The organism is Paenibacillus jilunlii (assembly GCF_900102965.1).
Taxonomy (GTDB): Bacteria; Bacillota; Bacilli; order Paenibacillales; family Paenibacillaceae; genus Paenibacillus_AQ; species Paenibacillus_AQ jilunlii.
This window is the reverse complement of the sequence record NZ_FNGM01000001.1, coordinates 653630-673846: the sequence shown is the minus strand read 5'-3', so window position 1 is coordinate 673846 and position 20217 is coordinate 653630. Positions and strand designations below refer to the sequence as shown.

Below are 20217 nucleotides of genomic sequence, written 5' to 3'. Positions count from 1 at the left end.
CAGTGCAAATATCAGATTCACTTGGCGGTGAACCCATCCACATTCTTATGTTTTGTATAATTCTCTAATAATAAAAAACAGGGCGCAGCCACCTTGGCTGCACCCCATCCACTCATCATTCTGGTTGTACCTTGCTGGCCCAGCGTTATTTCACATAAATGCGGCTGGTTTCTTCCCAATATTCACCCGGTTCCAGACCAAACAATCCGATCTCGTCGGCGGGAAGATCCACCTTTGGCGCGTTGACCAGGTTGATTTGCGGCTCCGGACAAAAGAAACCTTCGGTTGCGCCATTGTTCCAGATCATCCATTGCTTATAGGAAGTGCCTACATCATATACAAGAGTAACTCCGGCTTTGCTGTCCGTAAGCTCCATGCGGTTGCGTCCATTCTGGGCGGCAGCAGTGTAATGGTTGTCCATAGGCGCATAGAACGGGTACAAGCCTTCATCACGCAGTGCAATCTCGTCTGCTGTAAGCTCCTGGAAAGAGCCTGTCGGCAGCATGCGGTCGCTGAGCTCCCAGCGGTTGCCGATGGTCAGCTTCACGCGGTAATCCTGTGCGGTGCTTCCCGGTGCGAAGGGGGCGTTAATCGCCGTGTGGAAAGCAAGCAGGCAAGGCATAAGCGCCTCACCATCATTATGAACCAGCAGCTGCTGGGACAAACCGGCTTCTCCGAGGCTGTAGCGCAGCTTGACCGTATATTTGAACGGCAGGTATTGATAGGACGGATGATTCTCATCCACCTTGATGGCAACCGTGACGAAGCTTTCGCTTACGCTGCTGCCGAATTCCACAACCTCCCATGCCGCTGTATGCAGGAACCCGTGCAGATGGTTGCCTGTAGCTTCTTCGTTTACCGGGAAACGGTAGGTTTGTCCGTTCCACGGAAACTCCCCGTCCTCATAGCGGTTCGGCGGAAACAGCACCGGAATGCCGTGAATCCCCGGGCTTGCCTTAAACGCTTCCATTTCTTCGGCACCCGGCTCATGCAAAAAACGGTAACCGTTTTCGGTATCGCGGAAGCAGATCAAATTCCCGCCGATGCCGGGCAGGATGGCTGCTTCATACCGGCCGGCCTTCAGCCACACCGCTGCCTCTCCCTCATATAGACCTTCGTAAGCAGTAATTGACATGTTGTGTTTCTCCCTTCCATAATCTCAAAATGACTCTCTCCTAGATAGATTACCACATCTGTCCAGGAGGGAATATGTCATTTTTACAACTGTTCCACTTCTACGCTCATTACATGCTCAATCTTCTTCACATCATAGTAGATTTCGGTTGCATATTCCCGGTCAGGTGCGGAGATCACCATATCAATCATTTGCCGCCCGTCTTCCAGATCCTTGATTTTCATCCGCCGGATCGTTCTTCCGTTTTTCTTCGACTTCCGGGATTCCACGACATGGCGCTCTTCAATTTTTTGAATGACATCGGTGAGCACATAGTTGTGTTCCATAATGATTTTGACGGAGATTTCATGCTTGTTCAGCACCTCAGGCCCAATGAGCTTGATCAGATGCGGGACGGCATTGACAGCGAACATCAGCAGCACCACCGCATACCCCGCCTCCACATAGAACCCTGCCCCGACTGCGATTCCGATACCGGACGCCGTCCAGATCAGTGCAGCGGAAGTGAGTCCCGAAATGGCATCCCCGCCCCGGCGGAGTATGACACCCGCACCCAGGAACCCGATCCCGCTGACAATCTGCGCCGCAAGACGCATCGGGTCCATATTCGGATGATCCGGCCCGCCGAATTTGTCGTAGGCGTGAATGGAGACGAGCGTGACGAGACAGCTCGCAATACTGATGACCATACTGGTCCGGATGCCCAGCGGCTTCTGCTTCAATTGCCGGTCAATCCCGATAAATAGCCCGAACAGCATGGCCACTAGCAGTTTAACAATTGATTCCATATGCAGGTTAAAATCCATGTTCATAAGTGCCCTCTCTTCTAAGACGATAGGATAAGTATACCTCAAGTGGAAGCGGCTTTGCCGTCCTTTTTAAGGACGGTATCCTTTCAGCGTAAATATAAGATAATTTTATAGCGGAAGCATATAAATTCCGCCTTATATTTTATAAAAACCGCAAATGCGTCTCCTCAATCAGAAAAACAAAACGGCTGCGCCGTCCATGACTGGATAAGGTAGCCGTTTGGGATTTCAGTTTAGCGTTGCCTGGAGAACCCTGTATGAATCCTTCGGCAGTTCCAAGTGGAAAAAGGGTAACTAATTCCGCTCATTTCACTCCTGACGAAGGAATATGGCCCCATTAAGTTTCCTTTTTCCACTTATACCTCACCTTTGTTGATTTCAGGGAGAAATAAGTTCCTTTTTTCCAACTAGCACTACTCACTTGCTTCTTCGCAGCGCTAGATTTTAAAAAAAACGGCACCCCCGCCCTCTGCCGATGCTTCCCAGCCTGATACGCTGTGCATGGTGCAGGGGGCGGAATCCGTTTCTTTGGGCCAACTTTTAAATTAAAGATATGCTTCCCCGGCGGTGCTCTTAGTAGAGGTTATCCGTGCAGCAGCGACTCGGCGCCATCACAATAGATTTCTGTACCTGTAATGTGATCGGAATCATCGGAAGCCAGGAACAATGCCAGCCTGGCGACCTGATCGGGCCGGCCCGGCCCCTTTTCCAGCGGCTCTCCGCCATCCGGGAATTCTACGGTAATCTGCACTTCCTTCAAATCTTCAGATGGATAGGTATTGTCGTCGATATTCGTGGTAATCGCACCCGGGCAGATAGCATTGACGCGGATTTTGTATTGTGCGAGCTCCAGGGCTGCCATTTTCATAAAAGCGATCTGTCCGGCTTTTGTCGTACTGTATGCAGAAAAGCCGATATTCGAGAAGACGCGGTTGCCGTTAATTGAGCTGTTGATCAGGATGCTCCCGCCGTTTGCTTTTAAATAAGGGATCGCATATTTGACTGTGGCAAAGGTACCGCGCAGGTTGATGTTCATGGTCTGGTCCCAAGACTCAATGTCCATGGTTTCAATGGGTGTCATCGCTCCGTTGATACCGGCATTGGCAAAAACAATGTCTAGCCTGCCCCATTTGTCGGCGGCCTGCTTCACGGCTTCTTCGACCTGCTGCGGCTCAGCAATATCACATTCGATGACGACAGCCTCACCGCCTTCAGCCTCCACCTGCTTGCGGACTTTCTCGGCATTCTCGACTGTCCGGTCAAGCATTGCGACCTTTGCCCCGCTGCGGGCAAAAGCCAGCACAGACGCCCGTCCGATGCCCGACCCGCCGCCGCTGACAATTGCCACTTTACCTTCCAACTTTTTCTCTGCCATGCTCGAAGTCCCTCCCTATAGTAATTACGCTTTCAAGTTAAGTTGTTTCCCTAACCTTTACCTCGCATACCAGGAAGTGAATCGTCAACATGGCTGATAACTTCACATGAACCGCTTCTAAATAAGTTTGAATTTATTAAGTTCATCTTATATAGCTGCCCTCCGGTCCATGGGTATCCACGCTCAGGCTCCGGCTAGCCCTTGAGACCGCTGGTGCTGATGCCGTCCACAATCTGCTTCTGGAAGATGAAGAAAATCAGCATGACCGGCGTAAGACTCAGTACGGACATGGCGAACATCGGGCCCCAGTTGGATACGGACTCACTGTCGAGGAACATTTTGAGTCCCATGGATACCGTATACTTCGAAGGAGAATTGAGATACAGCACAGGTCCCAGCAGATCCTCCCAGCGCCAGTAGAAGGAGAAGATCGCCGCGGTTGCCATCGAAGGACGGATCAGCGGAAGAATGATTTTATAATAGAGCCTGAATTTGCCGCAGCCGTCGATTGTTGCCGCTTCATCCAGCTCGGCGGGAATGGTGCGGATGAACTGCAGCATCAGGAAGATAAAGAACGGCACTCCGAAGAACTGCGGAATGACGATCGGCCGGATGCTGTCGAGCCAGTTCAGCTTCGTGTAAATAATATATTGCGGAACGAGCACGACATCTGCCGGCAGCATCAGCGTCATCATCATGATCCCGAACCAGAGGCCATGGCCGATAAATTTGTTGCGGGCAAAGCCGAACGCCACCAGCGAAGAAGAGAAAACTGCGCCGAACGTAGCCACGATAACGATTACAAAGGAATTTTTGATAAAGACACCAAACGAGTAGCCGGCTACCCCTTCCCAGCCCTTGGCGTAATTGCCCCATTCCCAGGGATGCGGCAGCAGGGTCTGTGCGGTAACAAATACGAGACGGCTCTCCTTGAAGGAGCTGAGGACCATCCAGAGAATCGGGTACAGCATAATAATAGCGAGCCCGCCGATGAGAATATGATAGATGGGCCATTTGATTTTATTCTTTGCCATGGCTCACTTTCCTCCCCCCGATTCGTAGAAGACCCACGACTTGGATGTTTTGAACAGAATGCCTGTCATCACACCGACCAGCAGCAGCATGACCCAAGCCATGGCCGAGGCATAACCCATATTGTTGAACATGAAGGCCTGGCGGAACAAATACAGGGAATAGAGCATCGTTCCGTCCATCGGGCCGCCCTCGCCTTTGGAGATGATATAAGCAGGCACAAAAGTCATGAATGCGCTGATCGTCTGCATCACCATATTGAACAGGATGACGGAGCTGAGCAGCGGCAGGGTGATTTTGAAGAATTTACGGAAAAAGCCCGCTCCATCCACACTTGCCGCTTCATACATCTCGCCTGAAATATTTTTCAGCCCGGCCAGGAAAATCAGCATAGAGGAGCCGAACTGCCAGACCGACAGTGTGATCAGCATGAACAGCGCAGCATCCGGGTTGCCGAACCAGCTTACCGGTCCCAGGCCGAAGAAGCCCAGCATGCCGTTGATAATTCCGGTATCACTGAAAATATTGCGCCACATGATGGAGACAGCCACGCTGCCCCCGATGATGGAGGGGAGATAATACACCGTGCGGTATGCTCCCACCATCCTGGATTTGGTATTTAGAATCATGGCTACAAACAAGGCGAAGCCCAGCCGGAGCGGCACACCGACGAACACATACAGCAATGTGACTTTCAGCGAATGCATATATTTAGGATCGCCGGTGAACATTTTGATATAGTTATCGAATCCGATCCAGCGCGGCGGGGCGAACAGATTATATTTGGTAAAAGACAGATACAGGGATATGGCCATCGGCACCAGCGTAAAGCAGAGAAAGCCGATAATGAATGGACTGATAAAGGCGTAACCCGTCAGATTACGGCGCAGCCGCTGGCCCAGCGGTTTCTTCGCTCTATAGGCGCGTGGACTTGTGGTAAGAGGATTGCTTAAGCCCAAGGTTCTCCAACTCCAATCTAGTTAGAATTCACAGTATGGTATGACCCGTTAGCACCGGATTAGCGGTTCGCAAGAATCTCGCTGGCCTCTTTGCGGAACTGCACGGCGGCAGCATCCGGCGTGATCTGCCCGAAGTTCATTTGCTCCGCAAGATCGGTTAGCAGGGCAACAACTTCAGGCGAGCCAACCGGAGGACTCATTGGAGAGGTTTTTGGCTCCATATCGGCAACGAACTTGAACACCTGCTTGCCGGACTCTGTTAGTTCTGTCGCCAGGGAGTCCTTGATTTTGCCTGAAATCGGCACACCGCGCTCGCCCTTGATCAGCTTGTTCGCTTCAACGTTGTTGGTCCAGAAGTCAATGAATTTGGCGGCTTCTTCCTTGTTTTTGGAGTTGGCTGTAACGGACCAGTACATGCTTGGCTGCATATACAGGCCTTTTTCCATATCCGGACCAGGCATTTGGGCCAGCTCCATCGGACGGTTCACGGCGATTTGCAGCGCCACGTACTGGTTCGACCACTGCCAGATGCCGATTCCGGTTCCCTTCACGACATCCGACTCTTCGATAACACCCTTGTTCTGGCTCAGTTTGTCCTGTGAAGGTACAGCTCCTTTGGCAATCAGATCGGACAGCATGCCGAAAAAGCCGCTGAACAGCGCATCGTCATCATACCCAAGCGCGGAGCCGTCAGTGTTATAGAGCGACAGTCCTTTGGTGCGCAGATAGTAGTTGAAAAAAATATCCGCAGCCATCGAGGAGTCCATATAGAGCCCGGCAGCCTTGGCTTTCATAGCAATCTCCTTGTACTGATCCCAGGTCCAGTTGTCAGGAATCGAGTCTACACCCGCTTTCTTCAGTAGTGCGGGATCATAATGGAAGCCCAGCACGTTGACACCCAGCGGGATGCCGTACTGCTTGCCATTAATTTTGCCGGTACCCAGCACGTTTTCATTGACATCGCCCACCTGAATCGTTTTATTCAAGTAAGGTGTCATATCTTCCAGCTGGCCGTTGGAGCCGTATTGGTTAATATAGGACACGTCCATCTGCACGATATCGGGTAGGCGGTTGGCCGCGGCTTGGGGAGCAAGCTTTTTCCAGTAGTCATCAAACGATGCATATTCGGGTTCGATCTTTACATTGGGATTCTGGGCTTCATACATATCAATGACCTGCTGCGTATACGAATGGCGTGTATCCCCGCCCCACCAGGCGATGCGCAGCGTTACAGGGTCCGATGAGCTCGCGGCCGTTGCCGGTGCTGGCTGATTGCCGGCTGCGCTGGTCGCTGCGGAATCCTGAGTGCTGTTATTGTTGCCGCCGCATCCGGCAAGCATGGACAGCAGCATCGGAACAGCCAATAATGCGAATCTTTTTTTCAATTTAATATCTCCCCTTTTCGTATGATGGCAGGAAGTCCAGTTTTACTGGCAGCGCTTCCATATGTAAATTTTCGCAAATTCCGCCGCTTTCTTGAATACAAAAAACCGTCTTTTTTGTTCAATAATCAGGTTCAAAGTGGGGTGTCCCCTGTTACGGCTTCATGAACTCCGTAGGTGTCATTCCGGTAACCTTCTTGAACACCTGGCTGAAGTACTGGGCATTCCCGCCAAAGCCATACAGTTCCGCCAGCTCATACACCTTCACATCGCCGCTGCGCAGAATATGCTCGGAGGCTTTGCCGATGCGGAAATTGGTGACGTAATTGGAGAATTTCTCGCCGGTCACTTTTTTAAAAATCTTCCCGAGATAATCGGGATTCATGTACAGCATCTCCGCAGCCACCGAGCCGAGTGACAGCTCTGAGTTGCAGTAATCGGCCTCAATGATCCGAAGCATTGCATCCACAATGGAGGATTGACGGGTCACAAAATGGCGGTCATACATAACCGTAAGCCGTTCTGCCGCCCTCATGACACTAGCTTTGAGACTCCCCAGTGTACCCAGCTCTGCCAGCTCGGCAAGTCCCGAGGTAAAGCTGCCACGCTCACCCGGACTGCAGAGCCGGATCATGGCTGAATACAACTGGAGCACATAGGAACGCGTCACATTGATATCAAACCGCTGGTCCCCAAGTTCGCTGAATAAGCGCTCAAGCTCGTTGTGTACAGCAATTTGGTCCCCGGACTTGATCAGCAGGCAAATCTGCTCCTCTTGGAGATCCAGTTCACTCTGAACGCTGAGCTCATCCGCAGGAATGTCACTTCCGGTAATCAGACTGCCTTCCTCCAGATAAAAACGGTGATTCATACACTGCTGCGTCTGCCGGTAGAGATCACGCGAATGGATCATCCGTCCCTTGTCGCTGACAGCAATTGTTGCATGAATTTTGTAAAAGTTATAAAAGATCTCCTTCACTCCGGCAATCCGTTCCAGCAGATCACGCGGATGGTCTGCTTCTTCGGGCTGTTCCAGCAGAATCAGCAGCTGCGGGCCGATCGTCGTGCTGAGAAGCACTTCACTGAGCATATCCTCAGCGATATTTTGCAGGGCGAACAAATGCTCATACTCAAAGGATTCCTCCAACCTGAAGAGGATCAGCCGGACGTTTTTGCTGCCCAGTTCAATGCCGAACAGCTCCTGATAGTAGTCCAGATCATGGCTGCCGTAAGTTTTATTGGAAATCCATTCCTTCAGGAACTGCGCTTTGACATGCGGCAGCACCTTGGTCAGCCGGTGTTTCATTTCGGTGATGAACTGCTCCCGGCTGTTGCGTTCGTTCAGCTCCTGCACCAGCTCAGTCAGCGCCTCTTGAATCTGCTGCTCATTGCAGGGCTTCAGCAGATAATGTCTTACGCCGTGCTGCATGGCAGAGCAGGCATAATCGAAATCCTTGTATCCGGTCAGCATCACAAACTTTAGCGCAGGGTACAGTTCACTGCACCGTTCCACAAGCCCAAGCCCGTCCAGCCCCGGCATGGAAATATCGGTGATTACGATGTCCGGGCTAAGCCGCTCTATTTGCTCCAGCGCTTCGATCCCGTTGCGTGCCGTACCCGCCAGCTCCGTGCCCGCCTGCGCCCAATCCACCACTTGGGAGATTCCTTCCAGAATCAGGCGCTCATCATCCACCAGCAGTAATTTGTACATGTCTGTATTCTCCTCTCACATACGGGATATGCACATGAATCGTCGTGCCTTTGCCCGGTCTGCTCTCAATCCCGGTTCCCCATTCCTGCCCAAAAACAATCCGGATGCGCTCCGTAATATTCGCCAGTCCAATCCCTTCACCGCGGGTCTGAATCCGGCCCTGCTCCAGTTCGCGGATGAATTCAGCCGTCATGCCCGGCCCGTTGTCACTGACCCGCAGATCCAGGCCATCCTCCGTGCGGGAAATGGAAATGGAGATGATGCAGGCCCCGATGTTCGGCTCCAGCGCATAACGGATCGCGTTCTCCACCAGCGGCTGCAGTGTAAGCTTGGGAATCAGCGCATCCAGCAGACCGTCCGGCACATCCAGCCGGAAATCAAGCCTTTCCTCAAAGCGCGTCCGCTGGATAATCACATAGCTGCGGACGATGTTCAGCTCTTTTTCCAATGAAATGAGCGGATCTTTCAGTCCGATTGAGCTGCGCAGCAGGAAACCCAGCGCCTCGACCATCTCTGATATCTGCTTCTGCTTGTTGACCTTTGCCAGCCAGTTGATGGATTCCAGCGTATTGTACAGAAAATGGGGATTGATCTGGGCCTGAAGCGCCTTCAGCTCCGTTTCCCGGATCACCAGCTGCTTGGCATAATTCTCATCAATCAGCTCCCGGATGCGGCGGATCATCATTTGGAAGGTCCGGTTGAGCTGGCTCACTTCATCCTGCGCAGTCTGCGAGACAAAGCCGAGCGCCTGCTCCTCCAGATTGTCCAGGTCCCCCTTTTCGATCCGCCGCATCTTCTCTGTCAGCTTGGAGATGGGACGCACTATACTCCGGGCCAGCCGGTATCCCAGCAGCAGACCCAGCAGCAGAATACAGCCAAAAATGAACACGACCAGTCTTTTGACAAACGTGATTTGCCTGAACATTTCATTGAACGGAGTAGCATTGATGTATGTCCAGTCCATGTACGAGGAATTGGTTTTGGTCACAAAATACGTGCCCTTGCTGTAGCCGACGGTCCGATACGCTTCCGGGCGCTGTACTTCTCTGGCCAGCTCCCCGGGGAGCAGCAGCGGTTCTCCGGGATAAACGGACCGTCCGGTTCCCTTATCCACTACGATCAGCTGTCCGCCGTCCCCGGCGATAATGGTGCTGTCGGCAATAATCCGCTCGACGCGGATACGGATGACAAGCGTCCCCAGATTATCCAGGGTGAAGGTGGACCCGGTATACGATTTAATCTGCCGCACCGCGAGCAGTGAATTTTTGCTGCCCTGGGTGTACCAAATATTGCTGCCGGCACCTGCGACAGCGAGCGGTTTGAGCTGATCCTGCAGGGTTTCAGACAGCCACTCCCGGTTGCCGGCTGTCATCACACCGTCATTGGCATCCATTAGTATCATCGAATATACATATTTCTCCGCACCCGCAAAGGCCACTAGCCGGTTGATAATCTTGTTATGCAGCAGCTGCCTCTCGTAAGGCGAAGGATTGTCCAAAAGCTGCCGCAGGCAGTTCTGAATTTGTTCATCCGACACCACCGTGAACGACAGCTGTTCCAGCTCCTTCAGCTCGTTCTCGATACTGACTGAGGACATCCCCAGCACCTCTGATGCCTTCTCATAAATCTGGTGGTCATAAATGCGGTAGACGTACTGGAGGAAGATTAATGAGAACAAAAAGGACAGCAGCAGCAAAAACGAAATCAGCATAATCATTTTGTTAAAGATTCCCGGGTTTTTGAAAGCGCTCTTATTTTTAAATAACAACATGCGGCTCACTCTGCTTTCTCTGTGGATTCTTCAAACGGACAGCATTGGGCTTGAATCGTTACAGTAAATACTAAAATGATAAAGCATGATGTAAACTATACATTTGATACTATCTTAATCGAAAGTGCCTCCCATGGAAATATAAACCAAAAAAACTTGGAAAAGCAGCCACATTTGACTGCATTCCAAGTTTTTGATTCTCTCTAAATTCAGCTTTACTTACCCCAGCATCATCCGGTCATCTGCCAGCTTATGCCCGCTGATGCCCTCGAATTCACCGAGCAGCCGCTCTACAGTGAGATCCTGTTTGCGGTCTTCATCGATATCGAGAATAATGCTGCCCTTATCCATCATAATCAGACGGTTGCCAAGCCGGATAGCCTGCTCCATGTTATGGGTAACCATCAGTGTCGTCAGCTTCAGCTCGCGGACAATGGACTCGGTTAAGCGGGTGATGAGTTCAGCGCGCGCGGGATCAAGCGCGGCTGTATGCTCATCCAGCAGCAGAATCTGCGGCTGGGTGAAGGTCGCCATAAGCAGGCTCAGCGCCTGCCGCTCTCCACCGGAGAGCAGCCCTACCTTGGCCCGCAGCCGGTTCTCCAGGCCGATGCCAAGCCGGCTCAGCTGCTCGCGGAACAAGGTCCGGCGTGCAGCCGAGACGCCGAAGGACAAGCCCCGGCCCTGGCCCCGCTTGTAGGCCATCGCCAGATTCTCCTCAATCGTCATATGAGGAGCCGTGCCGGCCATTGGATCCTGAAAGACCCGGCCGATCCAGCGGGCCCGCTGGAATTCGGACTGTCCGCTGATCGAAGTGCCTTCAATGCGCACTTCCCCAAGATCGGGTTTCATTACGCCCGATATCACATTCATCAATGTGGACTTCCCGGCACCGTTGCTGCCGATGACGGTTACGAAATCTCCGGCCCGCAGCTCAAGGTCAATACCGAGCAGCGCAATTTTCTCATCCGGGGTGCCCGGATTGAACAGCTTGGAGACATGGTCAAGCTTTAGCATCGGCTGCCCCCCCTTTCTTGCCGGCCCGTGCCTGATTCGCAAGCTCCAGGCTGCGTCTGCGCGCCAGGCGGTTCTGCTTCATGAAACGCTGGATGGACGGGAAGACAAGTGCAATAATAACGATGATTGCGGTAATCAGCTTCAGATCCGAGGCCTGCAGCCAAGGAACCCGCAGGGCCAGCGCCACAACGATACGGTAGACAATGGAGCCCAGGATGACTGCCAGAGTTGCCCGGAACACATTCCCGGCTCCAAAAATCGCCTCGCCGATAATGACTGAAGCCAAGCCGATTACGATCATGCCTATCCCCATTGTCGAATCGGCAAAGGAAGAATACTGGGCGATCAGGGCACCCGATAATGCCACCATCCCATTGGACAGGCTGATTCCAAGAATGGTAGTCGTGTCTGTATTGACACCGAAGCTGCGGATCATCCGTGCATTATCTCCGGTTGCCCGCAGGGCCAGACCCAGATCAGTGCGCAGGAACAGATCCATCAGGATTTTAACGGCAATCATTACAAACGGCATTACCAGGAGCGGGTTCATAGAGGTAAATAAAGAATCCTCCCCCATAAGTGACACATTGGGCTTCACCAGAATCCGCAGGTTAATGGAATACAGTGCAATCATCATCAGAATCCCGGACAGCAGGCCATTGATCTTACCCTTGGTGTGCAGCAGACCGGTACACATCCCCGCTGCCATTCCGCCAGCAAGCGCACAGATCGTCGCCAGCCATGGCGCGTAGCCATGCGTAATCATCACTGCGGCAATCGCTCCGCCGGTCGTGAAGCTTCCATCCACAGTCAAATCCGGAAAATCAAGAATACGGAATGTAATATATACCCCTAAAGCCATAAAAGCATACAGCAAGCCCATTTCCACGGCTCCAAGTATTGAATCAACCATCGCTGACTTCCTCCCTCAAGCGGCAAGGGGCGTTCCTCGCGGAAGCACCCCATTATAATGTCTATAATTTATTGAATAATATTGTTATCCGGATCGGAGACTTCGGCCTTCATGGCATCCGTCACTTCAACTCCCTGCGCCGCCGCTGCTTTCAAGTTGATAATAAGATCCAGCTTCTCCTGCATAGCCACCTTCATGTCACCCGGCTTGGCACCGTTCTTCAGCACCTCCACAGCCATTTGGCCAACCTGGTAGCCATGATCATAATATTTGAAGCCTACGGTTGCAAAAGCCCCCTTCTCCACCGTATCACGGTCTGCAGAGAAAAATGGGATTTTGTTGTCATTCGCAGTCTGAATGATCGTGTCAACTGCGCTTACAACCGAATTGTCCAGCGTGATGTACAAGGCGTCCACACGGCCAACAAGCGACTCCGCCGCCTGTTTTACTTCCGAAGTGTTGGTGATGGCCGCTTTGACCAGCTCGATCCCATGCTTGTCCAGCTCTTTCTTGGCAGTATCAGCCATAACTACCGCATTCGGTTCTCCTTCATTGATGATCAGACCCAGCTTTTTGACCTTTGGGAACTGTTCGGCGATGAAGGTCATCAGGCGGGTGGTCGCCTCCGGGTTAGTGTCTGACGCTCCGGATACATTGCCGCCGGGATGCTCCAGATCCGTTACGATCTTAGCGTCGATCGGATCGGTTACTGCCGCGAACAGAACCGGCGTGTCCTTGCTTCCAGCCTGTACTAAAGCTTGTGCCGAAGGTGTGGCGATCCCCAGCACGAGATCATTCTTATCTGCGGCAATTTTTTGGGCGATGGACAGGTTATTGGAAGCGTCTGCCTGGGCATTCTCCAGATCTACCTTCAGATTCTTGCCTTCCGCGATTCCAGCGTCTTTCAGCGCTGCCATGAATCCTTCTCTGGTCGCATCCAGTGAAGGGTGCTCCACATACTGGGAGATGGCAATTTTGTAGGACTTCGTGTCAGAGCCGCCAGAGTCTGCTGTTTTATTGTTTGTGCCGCAGGCGGTAGCCGCCAGCATCAGGCTTAGGCTTAAACCAAGCCATAATTTTTTTGTTTTCATCTTATAAACCCCTCTTCTTCTTTTTACGGATTCAGCGCGTGTCCCGGTAGTAGCGACTCAGCAGTATTGCTTTTATCTATAAAAGCGTTAAAGCATAAGCTCCCGCGAAACCTGCACCAAATCGTTACTATAATAAACTTATCTTATATAAAGGTTGATTTTCCGTCAATCACTTATAGTACCACCACAATTTACAATAAACGCACAAAGACGGACAATGAACAGCTTCATGCAGGGTTCCTTTGACATAGATTGCCTAAATTCCTTCTACATAAAAAAAAACCTGCGCGCGCAAACTTTAATTACAGTTTGAACATGGAGCGTGCCAAAATGACCTTGAAACCTGTAAAATCCATTGCCGCCGCTGTTTTGCTGACTTCGGCCATGGTATCTACCCCCGCTTGCAGCTACAATAAAACCGACCAGAAGCCTAAGGTCAATTCAATGACTCCTGCCGGATCACTTTCAGGGAGCTACTATGAAAAATCCTCCTTCACCGACAGCCAGGGGAAATATTGGATTCCCTTGAAACCTGCAGCAGCGTCCATTGGCTACCGGATGAAGGATGATACTTCCAGCGGCGGTTATGCCAAAATCGGATATACCGATGTTATGTATATGCTTCATCCGGATTCTACCCACGTGTTCTCTTTGGGACAAAAGATAACGCTGCCGGATGCCCCGGTGCGCAGGAATGGCCAGATCTATATTACTCCAACTGCATTATCCAAGCTGCTGCAAACAGAGGTCGGCTGGAACCCTAGTACCGGTGAGATCAACGTCGCTTCTCCTTCGGATCGTAAGGACAACGGAAATACCGGAACAAGCAGCGGGACGAATTCAGGAACAACTGAACAGCCGAAGTCCCTGCATATTCAGAGTCTGTCTGCTGCTGACAGCAGCGAACTGGTAGCCTATGCCAAGAAGTTCCTGGGCGTCCCTTATGAATTCGGTGCAGGTCCTTATGAAGAAACCAAGCGGTTCGACTGTTCCTCTTTTACCCGGCATGTCTTCAAAAAATTCGGAGTGGATCTGCCCCGTTTAGCCAAAGACCAGGATAATCAGGGCAGACGGGTCAGCCGCAGTGAACTTGAAGTAGGCGACCTTATCTTCTTCACAGTGCCCGGACGTTTTGAGAGTGATGCGGTTCCGGGACATGTCGGCATCTACATCGGAGACGGCAAGTTCATTCACACATGGGGTGATCCTGGCGTGCAGATCAGCGATCTGGACAGCGGTTATTGGAGCAATGTCACCCTGCATATGCAGAGAGTGCTCTAACCCGCCCCCAACTTGGCCCCAATAACAATGCAAGGAGATCCGGACTTCGGACAGCCGAAGCTCAAGATCTCCTTGCATTTTTTCTATATAACGATCAGCTTCACGCTATTGTAGCTGCGTGTGGTTCAGCGGCTGGATTAATCCCAATTTTTACTTTTCCCGCTGATTCGCAGCCCTATCTTCACCAGCTCTACAATTACTACAATCGCTGCGGCAGCTCCACAGACAATCCCCCACTGCAAACCGCTCAGATGGCTTACACCGAACCATTCATTCAGTCCCGGGATGATAATAACCAGCACCAGCAGAAGGCCGGAAATTACAGAAGCACCCAGCATGTAAGGATTCGTGAACCAGCCGATCTGGAACAGCGACTTGGTGTTTGATCTGACATTGAACGCATGGGTAATCTGCAGCAGGCCCAGGGTTGCAAAAGCCATTGTAACCGCAACACCCTCGTTGTAATGGGTATGCGCCCAATAATAGACGAGCAGTGTCAACGCTGCTTCAATGATCCCCTGATAGATAATCCCCGCCCCGACCCCTCCGGCAAAAATGCTGCTGCTGGACTTGCGGGGTTTTCTTGACATCACATCGGCTCCCGCCTTCTCCAGACCCAGTGCCAGCGCAGGCAGGGTATCTGTTACCAGATTGATCCAGAGAATATGGATCGGCTCAAGGATACGCCAGCCAATCATAGTGGCAATGAAGAGAGTAAGCACCTCGCCCAGGTTGGCGGAGAGCAGGAACTGGATCGCTTTACGGATATTGCTGTATACCTTCCGCCCTTCTTCAACAGCCACTACAATGGTCGTGAAGTTGTCATCGGCAAGCACCATGTCTGATACTCCCTTGGCGACATCCGTACCCGTAATCCCCATACCTACACCGATGTCGGCCGCTTTGAGTGCAGGTGCATCATTGACACCATCACCGGTCATCGCTACGATCTTGCCCTTCTGCCTCCAGGCTTTGACAATCCGTACCTTATGTTCCGGGGAGACCCGGGCATACACGGAATAGTCACTGACCTTCTCGGCAAAATCCTGCTCGCTGATCTTATCCAGCTCACGCCCTGTGAGTACAGCCTTGTCATCTTCGATGATTCCAAGCCTCATGGCAATGGCAGCTGCCGTATCTCGGTGGTCTCCGGTAATCATTACCGGACGGATGCCTGCTTTGCGGCAGACCGCTACGGCATCGCGCACTTCGTCCCGCGGCGGATCAATCATGCCGACAAGTCCCGTAAAGACCAGCTCACGCTCAGTCTTCTCCGTAGACAGATCAGCAGGCAACTGATCATGATCCCGGAAGGCAAAAGCCAGCACCCGCAGCGCTTCATCGGCCAGTGCTTTGTTATTCTCGGTAATCTGGCGGGAATGCTCTTCCGTCAGCGGGATCACTTCACCGCCTGCATAGATGTGGCTGCATCTGGAGAGGAGCACATCGGGTGCTCCTTTGGTCAGCACCCGGAAGCGGCCGTCTTCCACCTCATGGATCGTTGTCATCAGCTTACGGTCCGAATCGAAGGGCAGTTCGCCCTTACGCGGATATTTCTGCTCCAGTTCCCTCTTGTCTGTACCTATGCTAAGCGCATAGTCAACAAGTGCGGTCTCTGTCGGATCGCCAATGATAGCTTTGCCGCTTTTGGTCTGCTCCGCCTCTTTGCCTTCGTCGATGCTGGAGTCATTGCAGAGCGTCATCGCCTGCACCAGCCGCTCACTGCCATGAAGCCCGGCAAGGGACGAGCCGGCATCCACCTTTTGCCCGTCTACATACAGCTTCTCCACCGTCATTTTGTTCAGGGTCAGCGTTCCGGTCTTGTCGGAGCAGATAATTTCCGTGCTGCCCAGCGTCTCTACCGCCGGGAGCTTGCGGATAATGGCTTTGCGCTTAGCCATCCGCTGCACACCGAGTGCCAGTATGATGGTCACGATGGCTGGCAGCCCTTCAGGAATAGCGGCTACTGCGAGTGATATAGAAGTGAGCAGCATATCCAGCAGATTCCGGCCCTCCAGCAAACCGACGGCAAATATGACAACGCAAACCCCCAGAATAATGAAGGTGAAGTATTTCCCCAGCTCATCGAGTTTCTTTTGCAAGGGGGTGACATCAGCTTCCGCCTCCGAGATGAATCCGGCGATCCGTCCAACCTCCGTCTCCATTCCCGTCGCTGTCACCACACCGACACCTCTGCCGTAGGTCACACTGCTGCTCATATAAGCCATATTCGTCCGGTCACCAAGCACCAGATCATTGCCCTCAAGCGCACCTGCCTGTTTATCCGACGGCAGAGACTCGCCGGTCAGCGCAGCCTCCTCGGTCTGCAGCGAAGCCGTCTCCAACAGCCTTATGTCGGCAGGAACCACATTACCGGCTTCGAGCAGCACAATATCTCCGGGCACCAGCTCTTCGCTCTTAATCTCAGTGACCTGTCCGCTCCGGCGGACCCTGGCGAGCGGCGAAGACATGCTTTTGAGCGCCTCCAGCGCCTGTTCAGCCTTGTTTTCCTGAATGACACCCAGCACCGCGTTCAAGACAACAACCAGCAGGATGATGACTGTATCTGTCCACTCACCCAGGATTCCCGATAAGACAGCGGCGGCCAGCAGGATAAATATCATTACATTTTTGAACTGCTCAATAAACTTGGCCAGCAGCGATTTCGTCTGGGTTTCCTTCAGCACATTCCGGCCATAACGCTCCAGCAGTCGGGCGGCTTCATCCGGAGACAATCCCTGCTCCCGGGTGTTCAGTCTTTTCATCACTTCAGCCGTATTCATTGTGTGGTACGCAACGCTGGTTTTAACCAGTGCTTTTGCAGATTCTGGATTCAATTTGGCAGCTCCTTCCCCTATTTCATGATATAGGCTTACCTCTTATATGGAGTTTTACCCAAAAATAGCCGGAGGATTCTGAAAAGATATGGATAATTATCAAAGGTTTCAGCGCACAAAACCTTTGAATCTGGTTCCCTGATAGCTGAGCTGCCCCCTGTCACCCTCTACAATGAGGCCGAACTCCTTGTCGGGCACCATCAGCTCAACCCGTTGCCCATCCTGAAATTCAAAAGTGACATAATAGCTGGTGCTTGCGCTGGAGTCCCCGGAACCGCCCCATACCTCTGTACGTTTGGTTACGGCAATTGCTTGCGCTGAGAGTTGCGGACTGGCGTTATTGGACAACCAGACCTTCAGGGATTTGAAAATAACAAAGACGAAAAATCCAATAACCAGTAAAAACATAAGCTTGAAAAACAAAGGCATTTCATGTACAAAGCTCTGAAATCCGCTGCGCTCCTGATAACCGCCAAAGGCGTTAAAACTGCCCCATCCGTTCAAATTCATCTCTTCCTCTGCAAATTGTTTTTAAAAAGTTAATTTTACTACGAATTACGCAGTGTAGCTGGTCCGGTTTCATTTTTTCGTGTTCATTTTTTGCAAAAAAATCAGGATTCAATTTGGCTCACCCCAAGATCGTATGTTATGGTTAATATACAAGATACAGTAAGGAGGTGATCCCAGGATGATATATATAGCGCGTTCCCCCTTGTTTCGGGTGTTGAGAATTGCTCTTTTTCCACTGATGCTGCTGTCACTTCTGGCGGTAAATTTATCGTTGATTGACAACAGTGAACAAGAGCACAGCCAATATGAAATAGAACACTATGAGCATAAAATCATTCAGCCCATCCGTACCCATACGGCACACTCAAAAGTTCTTCCGCCTCAGCGCCTGAACTATTCCGGGATCACCCCGCCGCATGCGCCGGTGACTTCCGCCACAGTGCTTGCAGTATCGCTGTATCCCATTATTTATTTGATCAAGAAGCGGCTGCTGCTGTATCCGCTTAAATATACCTCGCATTATGTGGGCAGATAATGACCAATAACCCGATACGATATGCAATACCTTGCATTTATTTCCATGAATTATGGAACTACTAAATGACATCCAACTGGAGGATTGAACTTCATGAATTATAGAGAATCGGATTTGCCGGGAATCGGCAAAAAGTTCGTGATGCAGACGCGCAGCGGCGATAAGCTGGTCGTGATCGTCCATGATGACGGCAGACGTGAACTGTACCACTTTGAATATGACGACCCGGACCAGAGCATCTCCATGATTACATTGGACGATGATGAAGCGCGGTATATCTCCGCTATCGTCGGGGGAATCACCTATAAACCCAAAGCTCTGGAATCCATCGAGGTAGCCCTGGACGACCTGATTATCGAATGGTACCGGTTGGAGCAGGACTTCAAATGCATCGGACACAGCATCGGTGAATTGGATATCCGTGCCCGCGCAGGGGTCACCATTATTGCGATTATCGAGAAAAACCATCAAAAACACATCAATCCCGGTCCGGAAGTGGTGCTGCCTGCAGAGTGCACCGTTGTTGCGGCCGGGGAAAGACATCAGCACAAACAGTTCAAACACATTCTGCGGAACGGATGTGGTTAATGGATGAATCATTATATCGTATTTGAAGTCGGCCTCGCCCTGGTGCTGATCGCCCTTGCCGGACTGATCTCCACCAAGCTGCGTTTTTCCGTAATTCCGTTCTACATTCTGATCGGCATGGCCGTAGGTCCCCATGCCTTCAAAATATGGCATTTGGACTTCCGCTTCATCGAGAGTGCCGCCCTGATTGAATTCATGGGCCGGATCGGTGTTCTCTTCCTCTTGTTCTATCTGGGCCTGGAGTTTTCCGTAGGCCGCCTCGTCAAAGCCGGACGCTCGATTGTCTCGGGCGGAACCATCTATATACTCATCAACTTTACGTTAGGGCTTATCCTCGGCTGGGGACTCGGATTCCCGCTGGAGGAAATTCTCGTTATTGCTGGGATTACAACCATCTCCTCCAGTGCAATCGTCGCCAAGGTGCTGGTCGATCTGAAGCGCACCGCCAACTCAGAAACCGAGATGATTCTCGGAATCATTATGTTCGAGGATGTTTTCCTCGCCGTCTACATTTCGATTCTGTCAGGACTGGTGCTCAGCGGCTCGTCTTCCTTAGGCGGCGTACTGCTGTCCGCGCTGATCGCGCTGGGGTATATGCTGGCGCTGCTGGTCATTGGCCGCAAGCTGGTGCCCTGGCTGAACCGGGTGCTGAATATCCGCTCCGGTGAGCTTTTTGCGCTTGTCATCTTCGCCGCACTCTTTCTGATATCCGGTTTCTCCGAGACCATCCATGTGGCTGAAGCCATCGGCGCACTGCTCGTCGGACTGGTGCTCGCCGAAACCGAACATGTCAAGCGGATCGAGAAGCTGGTGATTCCCTTCCGCGACTTTTTCGGAGCCATCTTCTTCTTCAGCTTCGGGCTGACGATTGATCCGCTGTCCTTGGGCGGAGAAGCGCTCTGGTACTCACTTGCCGCAGTCATCATTACTTTGATCGGGAATTTCGCCGCAGGCATGCTGGCCGGACGCAGCGCCGGGCTCAGCCCGCGGTCTTCCGCCAACATCGGCCTGACCATTGTCTCCAGAGGCGAGTTCTCCATTATCATGGCCAATCTTGGCAAAGCGGGCGGCCTGCTGGCCATCTTACAGCCTTTTGCCGCCATGTACGTGCTGATTCTCGCCATACTCGGCCCGCTGCTGACCAAAGAATCAAAAACCATCTACAAGCTCCTGGATAAAGTTTTTAAATTCGAGAAGCGGCACCTGGCCCGTTCCTCCAGACAGCCCGCTCCCGCAACGGACAACGAGTAGTGTCCGGTTCTCTCTTGGAAGGG

At 52.0% G+C, this 20217-nt stretch carries 17 protein-coding genes; 4 read left to right on the top strand and 13 right to left on the bottom strand.

What is annotated here, in order from left to right; genetic code table 11:
* Positions 1-145: 145 nt before the first annotated feature.
* The 11 genes from BLQ82_RS03215 to BLQ82_RS03165 form a co-directional block, all read right to left on the bottom strand.
* Positions 146-1135 (bottom strand): aldose 1-epimerase, encoded by a 990-nt coding sequence (locus tag BLQ82_RS03215; RefSeq protein WP_062524101.1) that lies wholly within the window; start codon positions 1133-1135, stop codon positions 146-148.
* A gap of 83 nt (positions 1136-1218) precedes the next feature.
* Positions 1219-1941 (bottom strand): MgtC/SapB family protein, encoded by a 723-nt coding sequence (locus tag BLQ82_RS03210; protein WP_062524146.1) that lies wholly within the window; start codon positions 1939-1941, stop codon positions 1219-1221.
* Between the two features lie 586 nt (positions 1942-2527).
* Positions 2528-3319, bottom strand: a complete 792-nt coding sequence (locus BLQ82_RS03205; protein ID WP_062524100.1) for an SDR family oxidoreductase — start codon at positions 3317-3319, stop codon at positions 2528-2530.
* Between the two features lie 194 nt (positions 3320-3513).
* On the bottom strand, positions 3514-4353 hold the full coding sequence (locus BLQ82_RS03200) for a carbohydrate ABC transporter permease (protein ID WP_062524099.1): 840 nt from the start codon (positions 4351-4353) through the stop codon (positions 3514-3516).
* A 3-nt stretch (positions 4354-4356) separates the two neighbouring features.
* The gene (locus tag BLQ82_RS03195) at positions 4357-5253 is read right to left on the bottom strand and encodes a carbohydrate ABC transporter permease (protein WP_062524145.1); all 897 of its coding nucleotides are present in this window, start codon (positions 5251-5253) and stop codon (positions 4357-4359) included.
* Positions 5254-5369: 116 nt separating this feature from the next.
* A complete protein-coding gene (locus BLQ82_RS03190) occupies positions 5370-6695 on the bottom strand; it encodes an ABC transporter substrate-binding protein (protein WP_062524098.1) in 1326 nt (441 codons plus the stop codon).
* Positions 6696-6846: 151 nt separating this feature from the next.
* Positions 6847-8403: a response regulator transcription factor gene (locus tag BLQ82_RS03185; RefSeq protein ID WP_062524097.1), complete on the bottom strand. Its 1557-nt coding sequence runs from the start codon at positions 8401-8403 to the stop codon at positions 6847-6849.
* Complete coding sequence (locus BLQ82_RS03180; RefSeq protein ID WP_062524096.1) at positions 8378-10174, bottom strand: sensor histidine kinase; 1797 nt, start codon at positions 10172-10174, stop codon at positions 8378-8380. Before BLQ82_RS03180 ends, BLQ82_RS03185 begins: the two co-directional genes overlap by 26 nt.
* A 219-nt stretch (positions 10175-10393) precedes the next feature.
* The gene (locus BLQ82_RS03175) at positions 10394-11188 is read right to left on the bottom strand and encodes an ABC transporter ATP-binding protein (protein WP_060860756.1); all 795 of its coding nucleotides are present in this window, start codon (positions 11186-11188) and stop codon (positions 10394-10396) included.
* Complete coding sequence (locus BLQ82_RS03170) at positions 11175-12101, bottom strand: ABC transporter permease (protein ID WP_062524095.1); 927 nt, start codon at positions 12099-12101, stop codon at positions 11175-11177. The genes BLQ82_RS03175 and BLQ82_RS03170 overlap by 14 nt, the downstream gene beginning before the upstream one ends.
* A 68-nt stretch (positions 12102-12169) precedes the next feature.
* Positions 12170-13192 carry an ABC transporter substrate-binding protein gene (locus BLQ82_RS03165; protein WP_062524094.1) on the bottom strand — a complete coding sequence of 341 codons (1023 nt, stop codon included), beginning with the start codon at positions 13190-13192 and terminating at the stop codon, positions 12170-12172.
* A 330-nt stretch (positions 13193-13522) separates the two neighbouring features.
* Here BLQ82_RS03165 and BLQ82_RS03160 point away from each other — a divergent pair, with 330 nt between their 5' ends.
* The gene (locus tag BLQ82_RS03160) at positions 13523-14473 is read left to right on the top strand and encodes a C40 family peptidase (protein WP_062524093.1); all 951 of its coding nucleotides are present in this window, start codon (positions 13523-13525) and stop codon (positions 14471-14473) included.
* Positions 14474-14610: 137 nt separating this feature from the next.
* Here the strand turns inward: BLQ82_RS03160 and BLQ82_RS03155 are convergent, their stop codons facing one another.
* Together BLQ82_RS03155 and BLQ82_RS03150 are read right to left on the bottom strand one after the other, a co-directional pair.
* A complete protein-coding gene (locus BLQ82_RS03155; RefSeq protein WP_062524144.1) occupies positions 14611-17256 on the bottom strand; it encodes a calcium-translocating P-type ATPase, SERCA-type in 2646 nt (881 codons plus the stop codon).
* Between the two features lie 162 nt (positions 17257-17418).
* Positions 17419-17814: a DUF2500 domain-containing protein gene (locus tag BLQ82_RS03150; protein WP_244280677.1), complete on the bottom strand. Its 396-nt coding sequence runs from the start codon at positions 17812-17814 to the stop codon at positions 17419-17421.
* A 184-nt stretch (positions 17815-17998) separates the two neighbouring features.
* Here BLQ82_RS03150 and BLQ82_RS03145 point away from each other — a divergent pair, with 184 nt between their 5' ends.
* The 3 genes from BLQ82_RS03145 (at position 17999) to BLQ82_RS03135 (ending at position 20194) form a co-directional block, all read left to right on the top strand.
* Positions 17999-18355: a hypothetical protein gene (locus tag BLQ82_RS03145; protein WP_062524092.1), complete on the top strand. Its 357-nt coding sequence runs from the start codon at positions 17999-18001 to the stop codon at positions 18353-18355.
* Positions 18356-18448: 93 nt separating this feature from the next.
* Positions 18449-18943, top strand: coding sequence for a cation:proton antiporter regulatory subunit (locus BLQ82_RS03140; protein WP_062524091.1), 495 nt, complete (start codon positions 18449-18451; stop codon positions 18941-18943).
* A 3-nt stretch (positions 18944-18946) separates the two neighbouring features.
* Complete coding sequence (locus BLQ82_RS03135; RefSeq protein ID WP_062524090.1) at positions 18947-20194, top strand: cation:proton antiporter; 1248 nt, start codon at positions 18947-18949, stop codon at positions 20192-20194.
* The last annotated feature ends 23 nt before the right edge of the window (positions 20195-20217 follow it).

Coding starts and splice junctions, on each gene's coding strand:
- BLQ82_RS03215 (WP_062524101.1), bottom strand. CDS start 1,135: ATGTCAATTACTGCTTACGAAGGTCTATATGAGGGAGAGGCAGCGGTG.
- BLQ82_RS03210 (WP_062524146.1), bottom strand. CDS start 1,941: ATGGATTTTAACCTGCATATGGAATCAATTGTTAAACTGCTAGTGGCC.
- BLQ82_RS03205 (WP_062524100.1), bottom strand. CDS start 3,319: ATGGCAGAGAAAAAGTTGGAAGGTAAAGTGGCAATTGTCAGCGGCGGC.
- BLQ82_RS03200 (WP_062524099.1), bottom strand. CDS start 4,353: ATGGCAAAGAATAAAATCAAATGGCCCATCTATCATATTCTCATCGGC.
- BLQ82_RS03185 (WP_062524097.1), bottom strand. CDS start 8,403: ATGTACAAATTACTGCTGGTGGATGATGAGCGCCTGATTCTGGAAGGA.
- BLQ82_RS03180 (WP_062524096.1), bottom strand. CDS start 10,174: ATGTTGTTATTTAAAAATAAGAGCGCTTTCAAAAACCCGGGAATCTTT.
- BLQ82_RS03175 (WP_060860756.1), bottom strand. CDS start 11,188: ATGCTAAAGCTTGACCATGTCTCCAAGCTGTTCAATCCGGGCACCCCG.
- BLQ82_RS03170 (WP_062524095.1), bottom strand. CDS start 12,101: ATGGTTGATTCAATACTTGGAGCCGTGGAAATGGGCTTGCTGTATGCT.
- BLQ82_RS03165 (WP_062524094.1), bottom strand. CDS start 13,192: ATGAAAACAAAAAAATTATGGCTTGGTTTAAGCCTAAGCCTGATGCTG.
- BLQ82_RS03160 (WP_062524093.1), top strand. CDS start 13,523: ATGACCTTGAAACCTGTAAAATCCATTGCCGCCGCTGTTTTGCTGACT.
- BLQ82_RS03155 (WP_062524144.1), bottom strand. CDS start 17,256: ATGAATACGGCTGAAGTGATGAAAAGACTGAACACCCGGGAGCAGGGA.
- BLQ82_RS03145 (WP_062524092.1), top strand. CDS start 17,999: ATGATATATATAGCGCGTTCCCCCTTGTTTCGGGTGTTGAGAATTGCT.
- BLQ82_RS03140 (WP_062524091.1), top strand. CDS start 18,449: ATGAATTATAGAGAATCGGATTTGCCGGGAATCGGCAAAAAGTTCGTG.
- BLQ82_RS03135 (WP_062524090.1), top strand. CDS start 18,947: ATGAATCATTATATCGTATTTGAAGTCGGCCTCGCCCTGGTGCTGATC.